The organism is Gracilibacillus lacisalsi DSM 19029, assembly GCF_000377765.1.
Taxonomy (GTDB): domain Bacteria; phylum Bacillota; class Bacilli; order Bacillales; family Amphibacillaceae; genus Gracilibacillus; species Gracilibacillus lacisalsi.
Window position 1 is genome coordinate 62,614 of sequence record NZ_KB898670.1, and the last position, 24,274, is coordinate 86,887.

29 protein-coding genes and 1 riboswitch are annotated in these 24,274 nt (G+C 36.0%); of the genes, 3 read left to right on the top strand and 26 right to left on the bottom strand.

The annotated features are described in order from the left end of the window. The first annotated feature begins 48 nt into the window (after window positions 1-48). Window positions 49-843: a thermonuclease family protein gene (locus D569_RS0114070; RefSeq protein ID WP_018933076.1), complete on the top strand. Its 795-nt coding sequence runs from the start codon at window positions 49-51 to the stop codon at window positions 841-843. Window positions 844-900: 57 nt separating this feature from the next. Here D569_RS0114070 and D569_RS0114075 read toward each other — a convergent pair whose 3' ends face one another. The 15 genes from D569_RS0114075 to D569_RS0114145 all read right to left on the bottom strand — a co-directional run bounded on the left by D569_RS0114075 (window position 901) and on the right by D569_RS0114145 (window position 13,445). Next, window positions 901-1,656: a TatD family hydrolase gene (locus D569_RS0114075; RefSeq protein WP_018933077.1), complete on the bottom strand. Its 756-nt coding sequence runs from the start codon at window positions 1,654-1,656 to the stop codon at window positions 901-903. Then, a complete protein-coding gene (locus D569_RS0114080; RefSeq protein ID WP_018933078.1) occupies window positions 1,649-2,392 on the bottom strand; it encodes an ABC transporter ATP-binding protein in 744 nt (247 codons plus the stop codon). The genes D569_RS0114075 and D569_RS0114080 overlap by 8 nt, the downstream gene beginning before the upstream one ends. After that, window positions 2,389-3,147 (bottom strand): ABC transporter permease, encoded by a 759-nt coding sequence (locus D569_RS0114085; RefSeq protein ID WP_018933079.1) that lies wholly within the window; start codon window positions 3,145-3,147, stop codon window positions 2,389-2,391. Before D569_RS0114085 ends, D569_RS0114080 begins: the two co-directional genes overlap by 4 nt. Before the next feature lie 145 nt (window positions 3,148-3,292). Then, window positions 3,293-3,586, bottom strand: coding sequence for a thiamine-binding protein (locus D569_RS0114090; RefSeq protein ID WP_018933080.1), 294 nt, complete (start codon window positions 3,584-3,586; stop codon window positions 3,293-3,295). A gap of 16 nt (window positions 3,587-3,602) precedes the next feature. Next, on the bottom strand, window positions 3,603-4,577 hold the full coding sequence (locus D569_RS0114095) for an ABC transporter substrate-binding protein (protein ID WP_018933081.1): 975 nt from the start codon (window positions 4,575-4,577) through the stop codon (window positions 3,603-3,605). 80 nt (window positions 4,578-4,657) lie between these two features. Next, a riboswitch (TPP riboswitch) is annotated at window positions 4,658-4,767 on the bottom strand. A 99-nt stretch (window positions 4,768-4,866) separates the two neighbouring features. Continuing rightward, the gene (gene wrbA / locus D569_RS0114100; RefSeq protein WP_018933082.1) at window positions 4,867-5,466 is read right to left on the bottom strand and encodes an NAD(P)H:quinone oxidoreductase; all 600 of its coding nucleotides are present in this window, start codon (window positions 5,464-5,466) and stop codon (window positions 4,867-4,869) included. Window positions 5,467-5,626: 160 nt separating this feature from the next. Then, a complete protein-coding gene (locus D569_RS0114105; protein ID WP_018933083.1) occupies window positions 5,627-6,592 on the bottom strand; it encodes a DUF3221 domain-containing protein in 966 nt (321 codons plus the stop codon). 95 nt (window positions 6,593-6,687) lie between these two features. Beyond that, window positions 6,688-7,107, bottom strand: coding sequence for an arsenate reductase (thioredoxin) (gene arsC / locus D569_RS0114110; RefSeq protein WP_018933084.1), 420 nt, complete (start codon window positions 7,105-7,107; stop codon window positions 6,688-6,690). A gap of 19 nt (window positions 7,108-7,126) precedes the next feature. Beyond that, window positions 7,127-8,422 carry an arsenic transporter gene (locus tag D569_RS0114115; protein WP_018933085.1) on the bottom strand — a complete coding sequence of 432 codons (1,296 nt, stop codon included), beginning with the start codon at window positions 8,420-8,422 and terminating at the stop codon, window positions 7,127-7,129. A gap of 16 nt (window positions 8,423-8,438) precedes the next feature. Further along, window positions 8,439-8,786 carry an ArsR/SmtB family transcription factor gene (locus tag D569_RS0114120; RefSeq protein ID WP_018933086.1) on the bottom strand — a complete coding sequence of 116 codons (348 nt, stop codon included), beginning with the start codon at window positions 8,784-8,786 and terminating at the stop codon, window positions 8,439-8,441. A gap of 100 nt (window positions 8,787-8,886) precedes the next feature. Continuing rightward, window positions 8,887-9,429: a hypothetical protein gene (locus tag D569_RS0114125; RefSeq protein WP_018933087.1), complete on the bottom strand. Its 543-nt coding sequence runs from the start codon at window positions 9,427-9,429 to the stop codon at window positions 8,887-8,889. Further along, window positions 9,429-10,055, bottom strand: a complete 627-nt coding sequence (locus D569_RS0114130) for an SCO family protein (RefSeq protein WP_018933088.1) — start codon at window positions 10,053-10,055, stop codon at window positions 9,429-9,431. The genes D569_RS0114125 and D569_RS0114130 overlap by 1 nt, the downstream gene beginning before the upstream one ends. After that, window positions 10,036-11,490, bottom strand: a complete 1,455-nt coding sequence (locus tag D569_RS0114135; protein WP_156822958.1) for a cbb3-type cytochrome c oxidase subunit I — start codon at window positions 11,488-11,490, stop codon at window positions 10,036-10,038. The genes D569_RS0114130 and D569_RS0114135 overlap by 20 nt, the downstream gene beginning before the upstream one ends. Before the next feature lie 13 nt (window positions 11,491-11,503). Continuing rightward, complete coding sequence (locus D569_RS0114140) at window positions 11,504-12,028, bottom strand: cupredoxin domain-containing protein (RefSeq protein ID WP_018933090.1); 525 nt, start codon at window positions 12,026-12,028, stop codon at window positions 11,504-11,506. 379 nt (window positions 12,029-12,407) lie between these two features. After that, the gene (locus D569_RS0114145) at window positions 12,408-13,445 is read right to left on the bottom strand and encodes a metal ABC transporter solute-binding protein, Zn/Mn family (protein WP_018933091.1); all 1,038 of its coding nucleotides are present in this window, start codon (window positions 13,443-13,445) and stop codon (window positions 12,408-12,410) included. 285 nt (window positions 13,446-13,730) lie between these two features. On the opposite strand from D569_RS0114145, the gene D569_RS0114150 reads away from it, so the two are divergent. Further along, window positions 13,731-14,486: a FixH family protein gene (locus tag D569_RS0114150; protein ID WP_018933092.1), complete on the top strand. Its 756-nt coding sequence runs from the start codon at window positions 13,731-13,733 to the stop codon at window positions 14,484-14,486. A gap of 91 nt (window positions 14,487-14,577) precedes the next feature. Here D569_RS0114150 and D569_RS0114155 read toward each other — a convergent pair whose 3' ends face one another. After that, window positions 14,578-14,901 (bottom strand): DUF4870 domain-containing protein, encoded by a 324-nt coding sequence (locus tag D569_RS0114155; RefSeq protein ID WP_018933093.1) that lies wholly within the window; start codon window positions 14,899-14,901, stop codon window positions 14,578-14,580. Window positions 14,902-15,017: 116 nt separating this feature from the next. On the opposite strand from D569_RS0114155, the gene D569_RS0114160 reads away from it, so the two are divergent. Beyond that, on the top strand, window positions 15,018-16,319 hold the full coding sequence (locus D569_RS0114160) for a lysine N(6)-hydroxylase/L-ornithine N(5)-oxygenase family protein (protein WP_018933094.1): 1,302 nt from the start codon (window positions 15,018-15,020) through the stop codon (window positions 16,317-16,319). 67 nt (window positions 16,320-16,386) lie between these two features. Here D569_RS0114160 and D569_RS0114165 read toward each other — a convergent pair whose 3' ends face one another. From D569_RS0114165 to D569_RS0114210, 10 genes are all read right to left on the bottom strand, one after another. Beyond that, entirely contained in the window at window positions 16,387-16,992 is a 606-nt protein-coding gene (locus D569_RS0114165; RefSeq protein ID WP_018933095.1) for a hypothetical protein, read from the bottom strand. Window positions 16,993-17,012: 20 nt separating this feature from the next. Further along, window positions 17,013-17,690, bottom strand: a complete 678-nt coding sequence (locus D569_RS0114170; RefSeq protein ID WP_018933096.1) for an HAD family hydrolase — start codon at window positions 17,688-17,690, stop codon at window positions 17,013-17,015. Window positions 17,691-17,819: 129 nt separating this feature from the next. Continuing rightward, on the bottom strand, window positions 17,820-18,596 hold the full coding sequence (locus tag D569_RS0114175) for a class I SAM-dependent methyltransferase (protein WP_018933097.1): 777 nt from the start codon (window positions 18,594-18,596) through the stop codon (window positions 17,820-17,822). A 297-nt stretch (window positions 18,597-18,893) separates the two neighbouring features. Beyond that, the gene (locus tag D569_RS0114180; RefSeq protein WP_026287338.1) at window positions 18,894-19,427 is read right to left on the bottom strand and encodes an ATP-binding protein; all 534 of its coding nucleotides are present in this window, start codon (window positions 19,425-19,427) and stop codon (window positions 18,894-18,896) included. Window positions 19,428-19,498: 71 nt separating this feature from the next. Continuing rightward, complete coding sequence (locus D569_RS0114185; RefSeq protein WP_018933099.1) at window positions 19,499-20,533, bottom strand: serine hydrolase domain-containing protein; 1,035 nt, start codon at window positions 20,531-20,533, stop codon at window positions 19,499-19,501. A 312-nt stretch (window positions 20,534-20,845) separates the two neighbouring features. Then, on the bottom strand, window positions 20,846-21,415 hold the full coding sequence (locus D569_RS0114190; RefSeq protein WP_018933100.1) for a Uma2 family endonuclease: 570 nt from the start codon (window positions 21,413-21,415) through the stop codon (window positions 20,846-20,848). 150 nt (window positions 21,416-21,565) lie between these two features. After that, on the bottom strand, window positions 21,566-22,357 hold the full coding sequence (locus tag D569_RS0114195) for an alpha/beta hydrolase (protein ID WP_018933101.1): 792 nt from the start codon (window positions 22,355-22,357) through the stop codon (window positions 21,566-21,568). Between the two features lie 69 nt (window positions 22,358-22,426). After that, window positions 22,427-22,981 carry a GNAT family N-acetyltransferase gene (locus tag D569_RS0114200; protein WP_018933102.1) on the bottom strand — a complete coding sequence of 185 codons (555 nt, stop codon included), beginning with the start codon at window positions 22,979-22,981 and terminating at the stop codon, window positions 22,427-22,429. A 132-nt stretch (window positions 22,982-23,113) separates the two neighbouring features. Continuing rightward, a complete protein-coding gene (locus D569_RS0114205; RefSeq protein WP_018933103.1) occupies window positions 23,114-23,722 on the bottom strand; it encodes a transglutaminase-like domain-containing protein in 609 nt (202 codons plus the stop codon). 63 nt (window positions 23,723-23,785) lie between these two features. Next, window positions 23,786-24,259 (bottom strand): GNAT family N-acetyltransferase, encoded by a 474-nt coding sequence (locus D569_RS0114210; protein WP_018933104.1) that lies wholly within the window; start codon window positions 24,257-24,259, stop codon window positions 23,786-23,788. Window positions 24,260-24,274 lie beyond the last annotated feature (15 nt).

Consider the following 24,274-nt stretch of genomic DNA (forward strand, 5'->3'; position numbering starts at 1 on the left):
CCTTCATATAGTAAACTTATTTTCCAAAAGACAACTGGGGGATACATCATGTTGATGAAAAAATGGCTGATCAGTTTACTTTTTGTGATGACCATACTAGCCGGGTGTGGAACTGCAACAATCGAAGAGCAACAAACTGATCCAACAGCAGCAGACAGTACTACTGAAGAAACAATGTCTCAGGAAAGCAAGACACCGTCAGAAAAGCCTGAGCATGCAGAAACACCAGATGATGAACATTTCGCCACGGCTACTGTCAGTCGTGTAGTCGATGGTGATACGGTCCGTATTGAATTAGATGGTCAGGAAGAAACAGTAAGACTTTTATTAGTCGATACACCTGAAACAAAACACCCTAACCTTCCTGTTCAACCTTTTGGTCCGGAAGCATCTGAATTTGCAGTGGAAAAACTGGCAGGAAAAGAAATTCAAATCGAATTCGATGGGCCAGAACGAGATAATTATGATCGACTTCTTGGCTATATTTGGGTGGATGGAGAAAATTTTAATCAACTATTATTAGAAGAAGGCTTTGCACGTTATGCTTATGTCTATGATCCTCCTTATATCCACCAGGATGAAATGAAGCAAGCGGAACAACGAGCACGTGAAGCAGAGATTGGAATCTGGAGTATCGATGGGTACGTAACTGATGATGGTTTCAACCATGAAGGAGTCAAAGATGACCCTCAAGAAAATCAAGAAACTGAACCACCAGATGAAGATGTTTATTATGCTAATTGTACAGAGGCACGCGAAGCTGGTGTAACTCCTTTGCATGAAGGTGATCCTGGTTATGGAAGTCACATGGATGGCGATGGTGATGGCGTAGCTTGTGAGTAATGAAGGAAAGCCCGAAAGGTCAGATGTGACCATTCGGGCTTATTTTTATCATTGATTTTATACGCGATAAAATAATTTCGTATTCTGTTCTACTTGTTCTTTTATATGTTGTATTGGTAACTGTTTCACTTTTGCTATTTGTTTAATCACTTCTCTTATCATATTGGGATGTGTCATTTCCCCTTTAAATCGTCCTTCAAACGGCCATGGACCATCTGTTTCTACCATCATCAATTCAATAGGATAGCTTTTAATTAAATCCTGAATCTCTTTTTCATAAAAACAATCTGGTGTCACGGAAATCATACATTGTGCCTCGATCATCCGCTTAATCGTGATGTCATCTCCTTTAAACCAATGAAAATGTGCACGTTTCACCCCATACTTTGCCAATAAATTACATACTAATGCAGCATCATCATATACTGCATGCAACACAATCGGCAAATCATATTGTACAGCGAGGACCATGAACCGCTCTAATATGTCGATGTATGGTTGAAGATCGAGAATAGGTTCTTCTTTTCTTTTGTAAAATGGAAGCCCGACTTCTCCAATCGCAACTATCTGCTCATGGTGTTCGTGAATCAATATTTCAATCTGTGTTAATTCTTGATCAGTCGGGAGTGGTTGTTCTGGATGCCAGCCAAACGCTGGATAAACAGTTGGATATTGCTCCGCTAATTGCCAGACTTTTTCGCAGCTTGTTAGATCACTGGATACTGCAATCATCCCAGCCACGTCTAACGTATCCATGACCTTTTTTTGCTCAGTGGGCTTGTACCAATCCAAATGGATATGAGCATCAATCATTTAACACACCTCGTAATGTTTGATAAATTTCCTTCTTTTTTTCAAGGAATTCCTGCGTTAACGTCAACTCTTCATTTCTCGGACGTTTGAAATCAATCGTAAATTCCTTGATGACATTGGCAGGCTTAGAACCCAACACTAGAATTCGATCTGATAAAAAAATCGCTTCCTCAATATTATGGGTAACAAATAAAACAGACGGTCTTTCTTGTTCCCAGATAGTTAATAACCATTTTTGCATTTCTAACCTTGTGAACTCATCTAATGCCGAAAAAGGTTCATCCAAACAGATAAAAGATTGTGGACTCAAAAGACTTCGAACAAACGCTACACGTTGGCGCATCCCACCAGATAATTCGTGGGGATATGCGTTGGCATAATCTTTTAACCCTGCCCGTTCCAACATTTCTAGCGCTTTTTGTTTATCAGGCTTTTGATGTAATTCCACACTTAACACAACATTTTCGAGAACGGTACGCCATGGAAAAAGAGAAGGAGTTTGTGGCATATAGCTTATCGATCCTTTTTTACCATTGATCGCTTCATTATCTAAACGAATCGTGCCATGATCGGCTTGATAGAGCCCGCCAATCAAGTGAAAAATGGTACTTTTTCCACTGCCAGATGGTCCGAGTAAGGAAACGAATTCACCATCGTTCACGCGTAAATCTAAGTGATCAAGAATAGTTAGTTCACCAAAGCTTTTTGAAATATTTTCGAGTTCTAGTGTACTCATGACTGTTCCTCCTTACCCGGATGCCATTTTAAGATGATTTTTTCTGCAGCAATGATAATAGCGAAAAAAATCAGGCATAAGATCATAATAAATAAAATCGCTACAAAAACTCGATCAGTACGGAATGATGATGAGGCTAGCGTCATGTATACACCAATTCCTTTGTTAGCACCTAACCATTCCGAGATAACAGCCCCCATCACACTATAGGTAGCGGAAATTTTCAGTCCGGAAAACATTTGTGGAACTGCATGAGGCAGTTCCAGCTTAGTGAAAATTTGTTTCTTCGTTGCACCAGCCATTTTCATATAATGAATTAATTCCGGATTTGTATGTCTTAATCCATCGATTGTTGATACCGCAACCGGGAAGAAACATACTAATGTAATAATTAATAGTTTAGGTGTAACACCAAATCCAAACCAAATAACAAGTAAAGGTGCGAGTACAATAATCGGAATGTTTTGCGACATAATCAGCAATGGATAGAGTGCTTCACGGATTTTAGGCAATAGATGAAGCATAATCGCAATGAGTAAACCTACACTTACACCAATGGCAAATCCGCTCACAGTTAAAAATACAGTTGATAAGATATGATGCTGATAATTACTCCAGCCATTAATCGCCTCTTGCATAATGATAGTAGGTGCAGGAAGAACCCAGGTCGGAATAGCTAATATCCGACTGGACAATTCCCATATAATTAAAATACTGACGATCACACTAACTGGTAAAAAAGACTTTCTAAACATAGAGCATGCTCCTATTGGTTTACTGGACACTTTTTAATGTTTATTGGACACTTTTCGTGATTTACTGGACACTTTTAACCTTTATCTGGACACTTTTATTAATTTTCTGGACACTTTCCGGAATTTACTGGACACTTTTCCAATCTTAACGATACTTCTTCGTCAATTCACTCATGGAAGCTTGATGATCTTTTTGTGAATAGATCTTCACTTGTGAAATCACGCTTGGACAGTCTAACTCATGCATACGTTGATTCATTTTTTCGATAACAGATAATAACGTTGCCAGTTCGCCCTCCATTGTTGTTTCTAATGGATGAACTTGATAGTTGACACCTGCTTGTTCGATAATCTTGATTGCTTCATCAACAAAAGGGATGGAATCTTCCCCATTAGGTGTCTTCGGAATGATTTGTACACTAACTAATGCTTCAGCCATTCATACCCCTCCATTATTATTCTGGTAAAAATTCGTTTGTATATGCTGCATCAACGTCTAGCTCGCGTTCTAGTAGGTCATTTTCGAACATGAATTCTGCGTAATTGCTCCAGACTTCTTCTGATTGTTCGCCCCATCTATCCGCATCATCTTGGTATCTTGGTGATATCCATTCCTGACTAGCATGTACTAATTCTTCGTCTAAATCTGGTTGCGCTTCTATTAAAATGTCAGCTGCTTCTTCTGGATTGTCGATCGCATCCTGATAACCGCGACTAACTGCAGCCATAAATTTTTTGATTGTTTCTGGATTTTCTTCGATCATATCTTCATTGGTGGTAATAACTGGTGTGTAATAATCTAGTTTTTCTGAATAGTCCGTAAGATAGATCATATCAATTTCCTTACCTCGAAGTTCTGCCTCGATTCCAGTCCAACCATAGTAAATCCAAGCAAAATCTACATCACGTTCTACTGCTGTGAAAAAGTCTGTATTACCCATATTTACGATATCAACATCTTCAACTGATGCTTCCTCTTGTTTCATTAACGCATCAATAACTGCCGATTCAACAGGAGCACCCCAACCACCATATGTTTTTCCAGCAAAATCAGCAGGTGATGTGATTTCTTTTTCCTCTGGTGCGGCAAATCCAGAAGTATTGTGCTGGATTACTGCTGCAATCGAAACAAGCGGAATATCTTGTGTTCGAGCTTCTGTTACTTGTTCTTGATAACTGATGCCAAATTCTGCTTGCCCTGAAGCTACAGTCTGATCTGCTCCAGCTTCTCCTGGCATAACAATTTCTACATCTAATCCTTCATCTTCGAAATATTTTTTCGATTCCGCAACATACAGTCCGGTGTGATTAGTGTTGGGTGTCCAATCTAATACTAAAGTAACTTCTTCTAATTCTTCTCGTGTGCTTTCTTCATTCCCACAACCTGCGAGTATAAACATACCTATTATTACAAATAAAAATTTTTTCATGATGAATCCCCCTATTTTTTATCTTTTTTGCGGAACATATAAGAAAGCGCCCTAGACTTATAGCCTAGGGCGCATATAGATATCTCATCTCATATGTTCCCTACGCTGGTGCTAACCAGATCAGGTTCTAAGGGTCAGCATCTTACGGATACAGTCTCAACCGGCAACACCGGTCCCCCTACATTTCATATAATATTGCTAACTTCTACTTTGACATAATTCGTGTATTTCTTCAAGTTTTGACATTTAAAAAACGAACCTCTAATGAAAGAGGTTCGTTTATTTAGTATTATCCATGAATTTTACTTGCCACATCTACGACACGTTTTGCCTGATGTTTAACCGCATCTTGAACATTTTCGACCATAGAGCCGTCTTCCTGGCTTTGGGTAACACTTGTACCATATGGATTACCGCCAGCTGCAAATAGTGAATCATCGGAATACCCTGGAGGAACAATGATGGCACCCCAATGCATCATAGATGTATAAAGACTTAGAACAGTTGCTTCCTGTCCACCATGAGGATTAGAAGCTGAAGTCATCGCACTTACTACTTTGTTTACAGTCTTACCTGATGCCCATAGACCACCTTGTGTGTCAATAAATTGCTTCATTTGGGAAGCAACATTTCCAAAACGAGTTGGCGTACTGAAAATAATGGCATCTGCCCAGTCTAAGTCTTCAGTTGTTGCAACAGGAACATCTTTGGTTTCTTCCACGTGCTTTTGCCAGCCTGGATTTTGAGCAATCGCTTCTTTTGGTGCTGTTTCAGCAACTCGTACTACTCTTACTTCTGCTCCTGCTTCTTTTACTGCGTCTGCTGCCCAGTTTGCTAATTGATAGTTTATACCTGTAGAACTATAATAAACTATTGCTACTTTTACCATATTGATAAAACTCCTTTTCTTATTAGATATTATTGGTTTGCCCCGTTTGATAAAATCTATACATTTATCTCGAAATTGAGATATTAACAATTTACCACGCATTTATCTCAGTTTCAAGATAAATGATTTGAGAAAAAACACGGAGTGATGCGCTCCATGTTTAATCAAATGTTAAGCCTGCCTCTACCAACGTATTATAACGGATCACATTTCCTACTTCCTGATAATCAATATGAATGATTGCTTGTTTTCCATATAAAATAATTTCCCCTTCTGGAGCCATCATGGTCATCGTCATTACAGATTGTGGTGTACCCTCACGTATGTTTGTAATGATCTCCTCTTTTTCGGATTCGTCCGTTGTATCCAATACAACCTCCTCACCTACGATCACCTCAACACGGTGATAGATGTCTTCAGGAACTATCATATCTTTAAAGGGTAGATTTGCGATCGTTAATACTCCAGTGTTGTTATCACAACCTGTCAGTTCAAACATAATGTGTTGATCATCTGTTAAGTAATATTCTAATTGTGGACAGGATACTTCACTTATTGTTTCTACTTCAACAAAGTTATCTTGCGTTGCATCTGCTTTTACGGTATACTCTCCATTCTGAAAAATATAAGTATCAAACACAGAGCTACCTTCAACTGTAATGTTTACCCCTCGCATGGTGGCTTCTTCATTGTTTTCTGTTTTTTGGATAAATTGTTCCAAAGCGACTAAGTTTACCGTTTCATCAGGTGCAATGACCATATCATGTTCTTCATCAACGATCCGTTTTATTGCAATTGCACTACTTTGTCCTGGATAGGATTCTGCAACTGCACCATGGGTGACTTGAATTTTTTCGCCCCTCATAAGTGAATCAGCCATGCTATCTTCTATATCATCGAGGCTGAAACTAATTGCATTCCCCGCCTCTTCATGCTGTTCTGGATGAAACTCAGAAATGGATGGATCTAATCGATTCTCAACAACTAATACACTATTGTCTCCTATGTTAGCGACATAACCTTCCATCACATTTTGCACATCATCTTGTATTTTATTCCCGTTATCCAAATTTGTACCACAAGCAGTTACGAATAATAGCGTGATAATACCGAGTACATTTTTCAACACAATCGCCTCCCTTTTTCTATTAGTCGTTGGCCTTTGAAAAAGGTTACATCAAAAAAAGAATGGACATTCAAACATCCATTCTTCATCTTCGTTTATTCTCCTGTTTCCGCAAACTTTCTAATCCGTTCCCCAATCTCATCACGTACTCGACGGAAAACTTCCCACTTCTCTTCGTCTGTTCCTTCTGCTTTTGCTGGATCATCAAATCCCCAGTGTTCATTACGGATACCAAACGGGATAACAGGACACTTATCTCGTGCATCACCACATAATGTCACAACCATATTTGAATTTCTTAGTATTTCCAAGTCAATTTTGTCAGAGGTTTGCTCAGAAATATCAATACCGACTTCATTCATCGCTTTCACTGCATTTGGGTTTAATCCATGTGTCTCAATTCCTGCACTGTAAACATTCCAGTCATCACCTAAATATTTTTTTCCCCAGCCTTCTGCCATTTGACTGCGACAAGAATTACCTGTACATAAAAAGTAAATGGTTTTTTTCGCCACTTTATATTCCTCCTAATAGTTAAAATAATAATAGTGTCAGATATAGACCGACTAGTGTAATAAATAAAATCGGGATCGTGAGAATAATCCCCGTCTTAAAATAAGTACCCCATGAGATTTTTACACCTTTTTGGGATAGAACATGTAGCCATAAAAGCGTTGCTAATGAACCGATCGGAGTGATTTTTGGACCTAAGTCAGAACCAATCACATTCGCGTAGATCAATGCTTCACGTACTACACCAGATGTATTTGTTTCGGCAATCGCCAATGCATCAATCATTACCGTAGGCATATTATTCATCACAGAAGATAATATTGCCGCTATAAAGCCCATCGCGACAGTAGCACTGAATAATCCTTGATCTGCACTCCATTGAATGAGACCTGCCAATACGTCGGTAAGTCCGGCATTACGAAGACCATAAACAACGACATACATACCAATAGAGAAGAAAACAATTTCCCATGGTGCGCCTTTAACTACTTCTGTCGTATTAACCGCTGCACTATTTCGTGCCATGATTAAGAAAAAGATCGCAACGATTACAGCTATAATGGACACTGGAACAGCAATAAATTCACTAACAAAATAACCAACTAATAATATCGCAAGGACATACCATGACAGATGGAACATTTTAATATCTTTTAATGCGTCAGATGGCTGTTTTAAATGATCGAGCTGATATGTTTTCGGAATATTTTTCTTAAAGTATAAATACAATACCACAATGGTTGCTAGGATTGAGAATAAGTTTGGAATGATCATTCTTGAAGCATATTCAACAAAACTAATTTCAAAGAAATCTGCCGAAACAATGTTGACCAAGTTACTCACAACTAATGGCAAGGAAGTTGTATCAGCAATAAATCCACTCGCCATGATAAAAGGAAAAACCATTTTTTCACTAAATTGCAGATTGCGTACCATCGCAAGTACGATTGGTGTTAAAATCAAAGCAGCACCATCGTTAGCGAAAAAAGCAGCCACTAGTGCACCTAGTAAACTTACATAGACAAACATTTTAATACCGTGACCCTTTGCAAGTCGTGCCATATGTAAGGCAGCCCATTCAAAAAAGCCGATTTCATCCAATATTAACGAAATAATGATAATTGCTACAAAAGCAAGTGTTGCATTCCAGACGATTCCAGTTACTTCTAAGACATCCTGAAATCCGACGACTCCTACGAGCAACGCTAATACAGCACCACCGATCGCTGACCAGCCAATCGATAAATTTTTTGGTTGCCAGATCACTAGTACTAACGTTGCCAAAAAGATGATAATAGCTAAGATAACATCTAACAAAATACCCGTCCCCCTACTAACAACATGTAATTCTTGTTCCGTTTTTCTCTAATTCTATTAACTTGTCTTCCTGACTAGGTAGTTGTTCCAAAATAGACTTCATTAGCCCGAACCATTCACTTTCGTGATTTAAGGAATAAAATACCCATTGTCCTTTCCGTTCTTCTTTGATTAAGCCTACATCTCGTAATTTCCGCAAATGCTGACTGATTGATGGCTGACTCATTTGAAAAATTTCAACGAACTCACAAACACAACAAGTCTGATTTTCGATTAATTTCATCATGGTAAGTCTTGTTTTATCCCCTAACACCTTAAAAATTGGTGCAGCTTTTTCAATTTGAAATTCCGTTTTGGTAGCCATTCTCATCCCCCTTTTTTCATTCGCATATAACTATATAACAATATTCTTATATGATCAATGCATAAAACCTATCTTTACAAAAAATTAATAAAGGAAGGGGCTATATTGCCTCTTCCTCTAACCCTCTAACAAAAACAAGATACAATAGATAAAGGATCGAAACTAGTACAATGGAAAGATACACTGCTCCAACTATTTGTTGTTCGTTAATCAAATAATTATTACAAATTTGCACAGGTGTTCCAAGATATAACCATGCCAATAAACCAAACATCGATAAAAAATTGATATAGAGAAAACTCTTGAATATGCCCACTATTTTTCGCCAGCTATTTCTCCATAAAAATCCGAGAAGCGGGAGTGACACAAACTTCCAAACTTCTATTCCTATCTCTGTTAAAGCATCATCCAATGACCGAGGAAGCATCCAGAAAATCAATACCCCCACTGCAAGTAACATGCCTGCAACACCATTCTCATTCCATTTTTCTAGAAAACGCCAATCACGATTGCCATGTAATAAAATACCAACTAAGATGAGCAAAGGTAATTGCAGAAACATATGCAGGACCATTACCGATTCAAGACCTTCTCTAGTACCAGGGGCTAGTAAGAGGATATAAAATAGGATGGCCAGTTTCATCATATCTCCCTCTCTAACCTTCCAACAACATATTCTGAAGCAGCCTTAATATCAGTATAATCTAGCACATTCTCTAAATATCCAAGCTTATTAACAAAGTAAAAAGCAGAATTGTGGGAAAAGCCATCGTACTCATCAGGGATAACAATCACCCCAAAAGCGTCTAATAAAGATTTTAACTGCAGCTGATCTGGAATCCTAGCCATTCGCCAGGTTTCTCCATCACTTTGAAAATATTGCTGATAGTTTTCTAATGTTTTGGGATCATCTCGTTCTGGATCAAAACTGATCGTGAGAAAGACGATCTCTTCACCAATATAAGATGCGGGAATGCTTTGATATACCTCGGCAAAATTTCTTTCTAACTCTGGACAAACTGTGGTACAAGCTGTATAAACAAAGGTTATCAACACATTTTTCCCACGAAATGATTCCATTGTATACGTTCGTTCTTTGCTATCTTCCAATATTACCTCTGGGAATTTCGGTTTCGCCTCTATTAAGTTATTCTTTCTAGCTGTTTCTGCTGTAAAGGCAGTAAATCCATCTGTTCCAATAAACCACATCCAAACAACTAATATAATCGATACAGTAATGGCTATTCTATTACACCAGTTTTTCATCATATAGATCGTTCCTTTTTACGTTTCGTTGCAAAATATAGCGAACAAAATGAACGATAAATAATGTGGTAGCAATTACTAGAAATACGCCGGCAATTCCTCCAAATAATGCTGGCCCCATCCATTCTGGAATATGTGTTGCCCAACGCCTAGGCGTGCTTAATGCACCCGAGACTAAAAATTGAATACTGACAGCAGCCATCGTTACGATATAACTAAAAAAGGCAATCCAGTCTAACTTGGTTACTTTTAGACCACCATCTACTTTTGCTAGATAATACATAAAGGCAAAAATCATTACTACTGCCCCAAGCCCCATATACATATGGAAATGTCCCGGTACCCATTTGGTATTATGCATCACATGGTTCACAACAATTGTAGCATCTATGATTGCAGGAACGACTCCAACTGTCCAGCCAAACATGGATAAAAAGGCTAACCCAGATGCCATATCCCATTTAATTCCTGATTTATATACTATCATCAGTGCACCATATGCGGTGACAATTAATACTGGTAATCCATTTGCATAGGAGAACACCTGTCCGATTATTAACATCCATTTTGGCATTACGGAATCCATTAACATATGATGTGTATAAATCATTAACGTGAATATGGTTGACATAGACCATGCAATTAGAAAGACTTTATTCGCTTTCCAAGGCCTGTTTGTATATTTTGCTAACAATTCATAGACGACAATAACACTCATATAAATAATCGAATTAGCAAAAACATGACCAAATGCAAACGTTAAATTTTTTGCTAACAGTGGATCAAAGGTAAACGATGGATTAACTGTATGAATAATATTCATCATAATCACCGTTGCACCGGCAATCAACGCTGTTACATTAACGATCGCAACCATTGTACCAGCAATAATCGCAGGTTCCGGCGCATCTTTTTCAGCTTTCTTCCCAGCAATCACATCCCAGCCTAAACCTTTAGCAAGACTACCTTTTTTCTTAATAATTGCTCGACCAGTATCAATGAATAAAAGTAAAAAGCCAATACCAATAATCAACATCCCAAACAGATATAGTAATGCACCAACTGTTCCCCATGCTTTAGCAGATAAGGTTGGTAGAGGATACAAAAACGTCCAGGCACTTGCATAATCAAAGGAGAAAACACCAATGATCACAAGCACAAGTCCGGTTAAAAATAATACTAAGTTTGCCTTAAAAATGTTCTTTGATAATGTTACATGCTGACTTAAAAAATACCACATCACAGCTGATGCAGCTAATGCTGCTGCACCAATCATGCCTGTTCCATGAATGGTCATGTATTGATAAAATGACGGCGGACTAAGAGATAGAACACCACCTTGGGCAAGTAGCATTAAAATACCAAATCCCATCATTAACAAAATCACTGTTCCTCCAATGATTAAATAATTTCTTATTAAACGGTTATGGACCATCATAAACACTCCTTCTCTAATTCGTTACCGTAATTTGATAAGTCATCGCATGATGTGCAAGACCACAATATTCTAAACATAACACTCCATATGTACCAGGTTCAGTAAACGTCAAATAGACAACATTGGTATATTCAGGCATAGCTTGTGTTTGGGCAATCATGTTCATTTCCTCATCGTAAAGCCCAAATCCGTGATTAACATCTTGACTTGACACATGAAATTCTATAGCCTCTCCTACTTTAAATTCTGATTGACTTAACTCCCAACCAAATTGCAACGCTTCCACCTCTACAATTGTAGGGTCCTCACCTTTTCCGTATACTGGCTGATCATAAGGAAGTTCTCTCAGTGTGTATATCGTAATAATGAGCATAAATACCACTAGAGTAATCCCATAAAATGTCCTTGCTTTGTACCATTTCTTTTTAATCGGTTCATACTCTCTTTTTTCAGTCGATTTCATAGCTACAAACAAAAAAATAAAGGTAATCAATAACATAAAAACAAGACTTGTTATCCACGCAACTGTTTGAATCATTCTACTACCTCCTAAAATCAATATCTATCTCACAATGTATGACAATTTATTTATGTTACGTGTGATACAAATCACGTTGAAGAGTTTTTTTATTGACAAAAGTTAAAACTTTTAATATATTTAAATATTAAACTTTTATTTATGTAAAATAAAAAAACTTGGTATTATCAAGCTTGCTTTGAAGTTATGGTGATAACAGATACTTGGCAAAGTTAGCTGAGGCCGTTCCCGTAGAAAGCGTAGTAATGAGGCGGAACGTTGCAAATACACATCAAATATTTCAATATAACTACTTCGTTTAACGCAGTCATTGCACTGATTTCATACTTTCCATATAATAAATAAACACGGAGTAAATAAAATCACTCCGTGTTTTTCATTAGTTATCTAATGCTTCTGTTAATACGTCCAAGTTTCGTTCCATTAAGCTAAAATAGGTTTCGTCATTTTCAATATCCTCATCAGTCAAAATGGATAAGTTATGCAATTGTAATGATTCGACATTTGTTTCTGCTTGAATCACTTCTGCTACTTTTGGTTCTACATTTTGTTCGAACAACAGATATTCAATATTGTTATTTTCCACACGATCTAGAATTCTTTCCAACTGTTTCTGAGAAGGTTCCTCAGATGACGATAGTCCTGTAATTGCAATTTGTTCAATACCATAGCTCTGTTCCCAATAGCCATATGCTGCATGTGTAACAAGGATTTCGTTATTTGGTGCAGATTCTAATTGTTGATGGAATTCTTCATCTAAAGCAATTAATCTTTCTTCAAGATCGCTAAAATTAGCTTCAAAGGTTTCCTCATTTTCTGGATTTAATTCGATTAATCCCTCTTTGATATTGCGTGCTAATTCTATGGCACGAATAGGATCTAGCCAAAGGTGTGGATCGACATCACCATGGTCATGATCATGTGCTGCTTCCTCTTCGTTTGTATCTTCTTCATGACTATGCTCTTCTTCGTGGGCATGTTCTTCTTCATGGCTGTGCTCTTCTTCTTCGTGACTATGTTCCTCATCTTCATGGTTGTGTACATGCTCAACTAGTGATACTCCTTCAGCTGCTTCTAACATTAATACATCCTCACCTACAAGCGCTTCTTCTATTTGCCCAGCATAAGTTTCTAGATTTGCTCCATTATATAAAAACATATCAGCTTCTGCGATATCTACCATCATTTTAGAAGTAGGTTCAAAGTTATGCGGATCAGATCCAGGCGGTAATATCGTTTCCACCTCTACAAACTCTCCACCAATTTCTTCTGTAAAATAAGCTAATGGATACAATGTTGAATAGATTTGAAGTGTATCATTTTCTGACTCTTGTTGAGTTGCTTGGGAATCTTCCTCAGCATTACAACCTATTAATAGAAATAATATAGATAACATGGCTAAACTTGTCTTTTTCATTTAAAATTGCCCCCTTAATATTATGTATAAAATTTATACTGGGAATAAACACACAAAAACAAACCGTAATCAATACGATTTAATAGTATTATAGATGATTAGCTTCAAAATGTAAATAATAATTGTTACGATTTGTTTAGTTTTTTTTCAACCAATTGTAGTAGGCTATAAACTTTTTGGGAACCATGATCAAAGTCAGATGTTAAATGTCATACATTGTTCATTGATTATTGTTGCTATAAGTCGTATAGTTACATTAGAAAAATGCATATATGGAGGATCATAATGAAAAAAAACTATATATTAATTACTTTATTAGCCTTGTTATTAGCAGCTTGTAACAGTCAAGCAGATGACGATGAACAACACGAAGATGAAGAAGTAAAAGGTATTCAAGTTGATTTTGCACTTCCTGAAGAAGCAGAAGTCGGTGAATCCGTATTGTTACAAACTACCGTAACTTATGGTGAAGATGAACTGGTGACAGACGCGGATGAAATGGATTTTGAGTATTGGAATGTAGAAGATGAGGACAATACAGTCCATGTCGATGCTACTAATCACGAAGATGGCACGTATTCAGCAGAGATAACTTTTGAGGAACCTGGTACTTACGAGATTTATGCACATACGACAGCTAGAGAAATTCATTCGATGCCGAAAAAAGCCATTACAATCACTGGAGAGGAAATGGAACATCATGATCATGAGTCACATGAGGATACAGAAGAACATGAGCATCAACACGGGTTTGACATTAAGCTAAACCCTCTAGAAGGTTTAACGGTTAATCAAGAAGAAGACATCACCGTAGAGCTTACAATGGATCAAGAACCATATGAAAATGCACGCGTACGCTATGAAATCATTCTGGAAAATAACGAGAAACACGACTGGGTCGAGACGGAGGAAGTTGATTCTGGTAAATACGTGGCTTCTTATTCTTTTAAAGAAGCTGGACAGGCTGAGATGATTGTCCATGTAACAGATGATACCGGATTACATGAACATGAAGAGTATGATTTTGAGATAGAAGAATAATTGCCAATGAAAAAGGTATACGCTGTTTCAGTATCTTATTGAAACAATGTATACCTTTATTTATTACTATTTTTTCAATTATTAGCGCAACTTATTTGATAAAGCGGATTACTAGCGGAATTCGATATTCCTCTCCATTAAATGCTTTAAATAGGGCAATAAGAGTAAATATAAATGCTAGAACAGCTACAATCGGCAGTAGTACAAAACCAATCAACAATACTACAAGTATTCCACTTACTATGCTATAAATCGTAAAGGAAATAAAGAAATTGAAGTATTCTTTTCCATGAAAGTCAATAAATGCTGACTCATCACGTTTGATCATCCAAATAATTAATGGACCGATAATAGCCGTAAAGAAACTTAGTAAATAAATTAACATTCCAAACAATCGTTCATCACTATTCGTCATTATCTACACCTCCTCCTTCGATATTGTACCATATCTTGTCATTTTCTGTTGATAATTAGATAATTTTTTTTGTAACGTATATAATAAGAAGAAATCATATAAAAAAGGGGTATACTATGGAACAATATGATCTTATCGGAATAGGGATTGGCCCCTATAATCTTGGACTCGCAACGTTAACAGCAGAAAAAACAAATCTGAAAACAATCTTTTTTGATCAAAATGGGCAATTCGCCTGGCATCCTGGTATGCTTATTGAAGGTACTGATTTACAGGTTTCCTTTTTGGCAGACCTTGTAACATTCGCGAACCCTACTAGTAAGTATACGTTCTTAAATTATTTGCATGAACAAAATCGCCTATATAAATTTTTCTTTTTTCATAAATTTGAAATGCCTCGCGCTGAATATGCTGCCTATTTAAAATGGGTAGTCGACCACATGTCAAATTGCCACTTTAAATCTCAAGTAAAAGATGTCATCGACCATGGTGATCATTACGAAGTAGTTGTCAACCATTGGGGTGAACAAAAAGAACGTTCCTACTTCACAAAACATGTCACACTAGGTACGGGTGGCACACCTATGATTCCATTCGAATTAGATAATATTGGCTCTGAACATGTCCACCATTCCAGTCAATATTTATACCATAAAAAACGAACCGTTCAAGCGAAGCATATTACCGTTGTTGGATCAGGACAAAGTGCTGCAGAAATTTTCTTCGACTTGTTAAAGCTACAGGAGCATTTCGATTATCATCTATTCTGGTACACGAGATCTCCTGGATTCTTACAGCTTGATAACAGTAAATTAGGACAAGAAGTTTTTACGCCGGATTATGTGGACTACTTTCATGAATTACCATACCAAGAAAGAAAGGATTCATTGGAACTCCTTGGCCAGTTACGAAAAGGGATTGACCAGGAAACATTACATAGAATTCATGAACTGCTCTACCATCGTTCTATTGAAAATAAAAAGCTGCCTGTAACGATTCAACCTTTAACAGAGATACAGAAAGTAGTAAAAAATGGATCGCTCTTAAAAGTCGAAGCTAAACAATGGCAGAAAGGCGAGGATGTTACTTTTGAAACAGAGAAAGTGATACTGGCTACTGGGTATAGGCCAAACATTCCGGACTGGTTTTACCAACGTTTTGAAAACAACATTGAATGGGAAGATGACAAACGCTTTAAAGTAGATAATAATTTTAAGCTTGTCTTTAAACACGGGCAAAGAGAGCATCACTTTTACACCTTAACGAATTTGGAACAATCACATGGAACAGGAGCGACTAATTTAGGATTGGCAGTAGATCGCAATATCCAAATTATTAATGAAATTGCCGGAGAAATCGTTTATGAACAACAAAGAGATACGATTTTTACCCAGTTTGATTCGGATGATAGCAAATAATATGACAATGAATTTTGAAACGCTTGGAAATTAGTCCAAGCGTTTTATTTTTACCTGCATTATTTAATTAGAGCTGTATCGATTTTATATTCAATAATCCCTTATCAACTGATGTCTCTATATAACCGACCATCTGATTAAACGTAAATACATTTAGTTCATCATTTATAACTTCCCTATCATATTCCATATCGCCTAATAGATAGGGAATAAAATCTTCGACATCCTTGGATTTAACCTCTTGCAAATCAATGATAGCATCATTAAATTTGAGCATATTTCTCACTTCATTTGTAAGACCATAGTATTCTAACAATTTGCCATTTAGTAATCTGAAATCGTGATGATATAGATTCAACATATCTTTATTAGCATCGATTCTGTTTTTCAACCAAGGCAGGTAGAAGCCTTTCAACCACAAATCATCTGCAATTAAATGTGTAAAATAACCTAATATATAATGGCTTTTTACTTTCGATCTATATTTATGTAAAAATCCTTGATAATCAATGTTTCTTGAATATTCAACTTTACCGGTATAGAAATGTGATATGTCTTTAGGTGAAACAGCATCTGGAGCAATTCCTCCAAGTAAAAAAGGGGTTCTTTTTTCTATCGACAGACATTCTGCAATACTATTAGCAATAATCAAGTGCATGATTCTTGAGCCCATTGTTTTTCCCTCCTCTTCAATCATCTCTCACTAACGATCTTTGTTAACTCTACAAGACTATGTATTACTTTTACACTTGAAGTAGTTTTGTGACTTATTCTGTTTAGCCATACCCCAATCATTCCTGCTTGTTTACTACCTATTGCATCTGTTTCCAATCTATCTCCTACATAATAACTTTTATGAACGTGAGCATTTGCTAGTAGACATGCTTTTTGAAAAATAATTGGATTAGGCTTAGCAACACCTATTTCACTTGAGGTAATGATATGTTCAAAATAATGCTTAAACGCTAAATTCTCTAATTTTTCAATTTGTTGCTGATAATCACCATTGCTAATAATCCCAAGTCGAATCCCTTTTTGTTTTAACGATTTTAAGCAAGGGATTACATCTTCAAAAGCAGACCAATTTTTTTTATACAACGCTACATAATAGTTGAATAGATTATCTGCTTGTTGGTCATTTAAATGATGACCGAACAAGTCTTTTATACGCATTCTTCTCTGTTCCTGAAATGTTACTTCACCTGATAAAAATTTCTCGAAATACTTTTTGGATAATGCAAACCATAAATCAACAAAATCCTTTTCGCTACACGCTAGCTCATCGCTATTTTTTTTATAGAAATCGATCGCTGCCAATCTTTCCGCTTTGTCGTGGTCAAGTAGTGTTGCATCAATATCGAAGAATATCATTTAAACTTTCCTCCACGGTTAAATATAAATATGTTCAAAGTGGTATACTCTTTTTTCGTAAACAAGTATATTAATTGTTCTCTAAGCTATTTGTAATAGCCTTGCTCCCTAGGCAGACAAATCTTCAAATTATTTAATTGCTTTCCAAATTGTCCATCTATCCTTTTCGGTTATGATTTCGTTATTTGGCAAGGATTGATCTAAATGATTTATTAACACATTTAGTTCATCATCATCTAATTCGTGTAAAATACTTCTACCAGTTCTTTGACGTAAATCATTTAGTAACGGTTCTTTGTTATCATATACTTTTCTTGTTTCCCACAACTTAACTTCTTCAATTTCCCTAAAGCCATTATCCTTTAAGGTTTCCATTACAAATTGGCTATTGTATCGACGATTATTCTCTTGCTCAATCAATTTTGGAAAAAGTTCAAAAAAATAACCTCTGATGTTGTTGTCTGTACCTTCTAACAAACAATCTTCAGGAGTACGATCTTGAATAAGGAAATATCCATTTTCCTTCAAAACTCTGAATGCTTCTTGAAAGCAAGAGTGTAATTCTTTAATATGATGTATTAATGCTCTTTCTAACAATAAATGATAATTATTACTATCTAATCCCGTTTCCAAGGCATTTCCGTGTTTAAATAATATGTTTTTATATTCTTTACAGTTTTCCATTGCGCCTTCAAGAATAGTTTCGGAAAAATCGACACCAGTAACGTCTTCAACACCCATGTCAGAAAGTGCCTTTGAATAAATTCCCCCACCACATCCAATATCTAAAGCCTTCGATATATTCTTGATAGGTACGAGGTCTTTTATTACTTCATTCCATGAGTTATCAGCAATTCGAGTTGTGTAAGACAAACGACTTTTTTTACTATGGAAATCAATTCCCATTCTACATCCCTCATCTCTGTTCTAAAGGCTTTTAAATATATTGCAGTAAACACAAGAAAACTATTGGTCTAAGCTTGTTATAAACAACATCATTATTCCAAAATCTCTTTAAATCTTCATCATAAGCTGACGGAAGATGATGATAAACCCACCATTTAGGCATATCATGTATTGCTATATTATGTAATTTATGAATGCCCCCTTCAACTCTATATTGATTTTTGTCGTACTTTTTGACAATTTGAGTAAATAGTTCCTTTCATTCTCTAACCTATCTATCTTCCTGTTAGAGTATCATTAATTTTTAAGATAATCCAAGACCATATCAACTCTTTCAGACAAAGTATAATCTCCTTCGATCCTTAAAATTGGACAAGTTAAATCTTCCATCCAATGTTCATGTAAGGTTTTACTTCTAACATCCATACCGCCATTATCATATAGAGAAGCCCATTTTAAGAACGTGTTCGATTGCTCGTATTTGCTACCACCCGCTAATATCTCCTTTCCATACCTTTGAAATTCTCTTTGTCGCAACCTTTCCATTCTAATATCTGAAGGAATCCATAGAAATATAACCAGATCAAAACAATCTTTAAAGGTATCTCCCCAACCACAAACTGCTCCGGATAAAATCCAGTTTTCATTTTGCGATGAATCCTTTATAAGCATTTTTCTTCTTTCTGGAACTTGTCTTTGTTCTGTAAATTTGGTTATCCAAAAATAATCATCTGTATCAAGATGTTTATGCGGTAAAGCTTCTGACAATGTAGCACCAAGTGTTGAAGTTCCAGCACCAGCTGCTCCCATTATATGAATTTTCCTGTACAATTTTTCTCCTCCTGTATGACGATCTTCATATATTATTATCAGCTAATTCTAAATAAGGACAGATAACTTAATTAACCGTTTACAATTATGATTTCATGTTCTATTTCTTTCATAATATCGTATGCCCCTTCCGACTTATTCGAGCAGACTACAAGCTTATAAGCACTTTCTGGATAAAAGGCAGAATGAAAACTAACACCTGGATCATACCCCATAACGTGATACTTGTTAATATTGTCATGATTTCTTTCAATCCAGACACCGTATCCATAGTAACTATTCTGCTCATCTTTATTCACATGAGGTGTAAACAGTTTTTTCGTGTATTCCTCAGCTAAAAGTTGATTACCTATTAGTGCATCCCATAACTTAATCATATCTTTCACTGTAGTGTATGCTCCTCCGTCAGATCCACCTTTTACTGGAAGCGAATAAATATTTGTCTTCCAACTACCATCCGGGAAGTCCATATACCCTAGCGCTGTGTTTTGTGGTAAAGCATCAAATTCAAAATATCCTGATTGATTCATCCCTGTTTTGTTAAAAATATGTTCTTGAATATAATCTGAAAAGCGAAGGTTGCTTGCCTGTTCAACTATTAAACCGAGTAAAATATATCCTGCATTGTTGTAATGAAATCTCTCCCCAACTTGTAGTTTCATAGCATTTTGTTGAAATAATGGCAAAAAATCCTCTAACCTTCTGATCGTGTACATCGGGTATTTAATCCATAATTCTTCAAAATCATCCATTACCTCTTCATCAAAATAGTCAGGTATTCCAGAAGTATGCGTTAGTAGATGATGAATGGAAATAGATTGATCGAAATGAGGAAGCGAGATGTCCAGACAGTCTTGTAACTTGGATTCAAACGATAGCTTACCTCTTTCAACTAGTTGACAAATAGCTATCGACGTAAACAGCTTACAACCTGAAGCAATACCAAATCTAGTATCTACTTTATTCTCAAGATGCTCTGAACGATTTGCAAAACCATAACTCTTCTCCACCACAATATTATTAGGATTTTGCACAATAACGGTTCCCGAAAAATCAATCTTTTCCATAGCAGCTTTAATACGTTTGACAACATTTGCTTCCAGCATAAATTTGTTCCCTTCTATTTAGTTTTCCGCAAAGAGTCGTGCTGGCTCTATAGCTTACCACTTTAATACTAACATAATATTCCAAAAAAGATGACATTTTTGGAATATTGATTAAGTGTTTGAAAATAAGAATATTTTCCTGCCTTTGTAGTAAATTGTTGTAGTGTAGCTTTAATAAATGTTTAATCAAAAACAGAGAAAGCATCCATTTTAAATAAAAACTAATCAAAATGGATGCTTTCTTTCTATAGTGTTTTTATATTTGAACCTTTTCCATTACACTCACGCATTTATGTTAGAAATTATAATTTTCTAAACAAATATTTGATTGAGAACTACTTTTAATCCAGTTATGATATTTACAGAAATTGTGTCATCTTTCGTAAAGACTCCTTGAAATTTATATTGATCGCCTACTAATAGATGTATTTCTACAGATTCGTTTACCGGATCAACAAGCCAGTACTCTTTTATCCCCGCTTTTTCATAAAGATGATATTTCTTCCAGCGATCTAACTTTACAGAGGACGGTGAAAGGATTTCGATAATCATATCTGGTGATCCATTACAACCTTTGTCATCAAGTTTTTCCTGATCACATACTATCGATAAATCCGGTTGAACAACATTATTTATATCATCATCGTTTTTATTATCTACAAACAGGCGTACATCAAAAGGCGCGAAAAATACTTCACATTCCCTTTCTCGCAAGAAAACAGAAAAAGCTGTAGATAATTCCCTCAGAACCTCTTGATGCCTTCTAGAAGGAGCAGGAGACATATTGAAAATCTCCCCATCAATTAACTCGACCCTTTCACCATCATTCCAGGTTCGATAATCAGCATACGTATATTTCCCATTTTCGTTTGGAATGGCCATTTAAATCATTCCTTTCAACTTATGCTTTTAGAATATAATACCATAAACGAAAACATTACACAGCTAACCTTCAATTTATCATTTAGTCATTTGAAGGTATAAGCTTTCTAGAAGTAAAATCATGACCTTGAAACAACTTTTCCTTTGTAGCTACGAAATTACGTTAAACGAGTGTAAATACTTCTCCATTTCCATTCTTGTTTTATGAAAGTACTTATTCTGGTGCTTACCATAGTTAAAAAAACCATGTTCCATACCTTCAAAAGTTTTGAAGGTAATATCATTTCCTTTATCTCTCATTTGTGTAATAAAATCTAGATTTTGAGCATAAAAATCGTCAGCTGTACCACAAATCCATAGTGTACGAGGTAAACATTTTTTCATATTATGAATAGGTGAAAGTTTAGTAGCATTTTCGAGTAATTGAGGGTATCGTCTTCTCATGATATCCACTCCATCCATTCCAGCAGCAAATATGATTAACAAATTGGGAATATGGTCGATACTTTGATTACTATATTCAGGTTCATCATTGAAGTCTTTAAACATAATGGAAGAGATAGTAACATATCCACCTGCAGATGAACCACATACAACTATTTTGTTCGGATCAACGCCTAACTCTGAAGAATTTCTCCTTACCCATCTAATGGCTGACTTTACATCAGTTATTGCTTGGGTAGGTAAGAAATCTTTATCAGAGCCATTTCGATAGTCAACACATATGGCAACCATACCCTTAGAAGCAAAATAATTTGCTTGATGTTGGAATTGTACGGGAGATTTAGTATTCTTCTTAAAACTACCTCCATTAAAAAATAAAATTGCTGGCCTGTCTGTTTGCTTTACCTCTGGCTCAAAAATGAACAATTTTAATTTTCTATCCTCTATCACCTTATAAGTTCTTTCAGATACGGGGAAATCAAACTTAAGTTTACTCATCGCCCAACCACCTTGAAGTTTAGAATCATATTAGTTAATTCTCTATGTATCTCTGATTATCCTGCTAAACTATTTTGAAATCCGATCTTTTTTGTGATAAGCAAATGATGAGGATATTGCGTTAGCATTAAGCGCTACTTGGACGATTTGTTTTTCTCCATTTTTCTCAAAGACTTTATATTTCTGCATCCCTATTCTCTCTGCTACTCTTTGGGACGGTATATTCTTCATGGTGGTGTATGAAAAGACCTTTGAATAATGTAGAACTTCAAATGCGTATTCCTTACAAGCAGTTGCAGCTTCTGTTGCATATCCTTTATTCCAGTAGTTTTTGAGAATATGAAAGCCAATCTCAGGTACTGTTTCATCTGCAATATTTTGCATTGTGATGCCACAATCACCAATGAATGTATCATCATCTTTTAAGACAACTGCCCATAACCCGTGATTATATTTTTGGTAATTTTCGATATTCCACTGGATCCACTTTTCTACTTTTTTGATATTAAATGGTTCAGGATAGTATTGCATCGCTTCTGGATCAGAAAGAACCTTTGATAATTTTTCTGTATCCTCCAGTTTTAATTCTCTTAAATATAGTCTTTCAGTTTCCATTATTTTCACTAATTTCACCTTCTTTATAATGAACCTTTCTTCTCTAATATTACCCTAATATTCAAAACCAATTAATGGATACATAACAAAAAAAGAGCGATCCATTTGCTGACCGCATAGTATTGTTCATGTGCTGTTGTATTATAAGGTATCTGGAAGGTGATTTTTGTACATTTCGATAACATTTGGAGATGCTTGTAAAGTAGTTATTGTTTTGTGGTTAGGCTTCGTAAAAATAATTGGATAATCTTTTTCACCGAATTCTTCTTGAACGGAGAATGCTAATTTTTCTTCTTCTAAAGAAAATTCTGCTTGTACTCCTGGTTTATTTCCCCGAGCGTCTACCCTTATCCAACGATTTACCGAACTGAGAAAAACGCCATTTAATGCATGTAATGAGTAACCCTTTTCTGGTGTGTCAAAGATCATTAACTTTTGATAACAGAATCCGGCAGGGATCCCTTCGGCACGTAATATCGCTGCTAACAAATTAGCTTTTGCATAACATATACCTTCTTTAACTCTTAACACATCTGAAGCTTGACAGGTTACGATTGAGCCTTGAATATCCCAAGAATGAGATATTTTATCTCTTACAAATTCAAAAGCTGTTTTCACCTTTTCGATTTCAGTCTGCTCATCGTAGAATAAATCATTTTTCTTACTTTGAATGATGGAATGTGAATAATTAACAACTTCCAGCTCTTTGAGATACTCTGCCATGTTGTATGATTCTGGTATCAGTTTCATTCTCTCATCCCCTTTGTGTATAATTATACAAAATAGAGAATATTAATACAATAACTAATCAAATTATCCTAAGTATTTTTTAAATAACACTCTACCTTGATCAGAACCATCATAACTGGTGTGAACTGGTACACCACCCACTTCACTATCGCCTTCTTCTATTTCAAACCCCATTTTTTTGTGATAAGCAATCGAAACTTTATTCACTGGGGAGGTGACAGCACGAACAATATTTCTATCATGTTTTTGAACCACATGAAAAAACTCCTTATAAAGTTGTTTTCCTATCCCATATTTTCGAAAATCAGGGTGAACACCGACGAAATGAATATATGCTTCATTAGCATAAGATTGGGACAAAAAGCCAATTAAAAAACCAATGATTTCGCTATCCTTCTCAGCGATAAAACTTGTATTATTGAAATGGACGAAAAATAATTTTGGCAACATATCAGACATTTGTCTACCACCCCACCAATCATTGATTAGGGGAGATATATTATTATAATCTGAACTTTTCACTAAACGAATTTCCATAACTTTTTACACTCC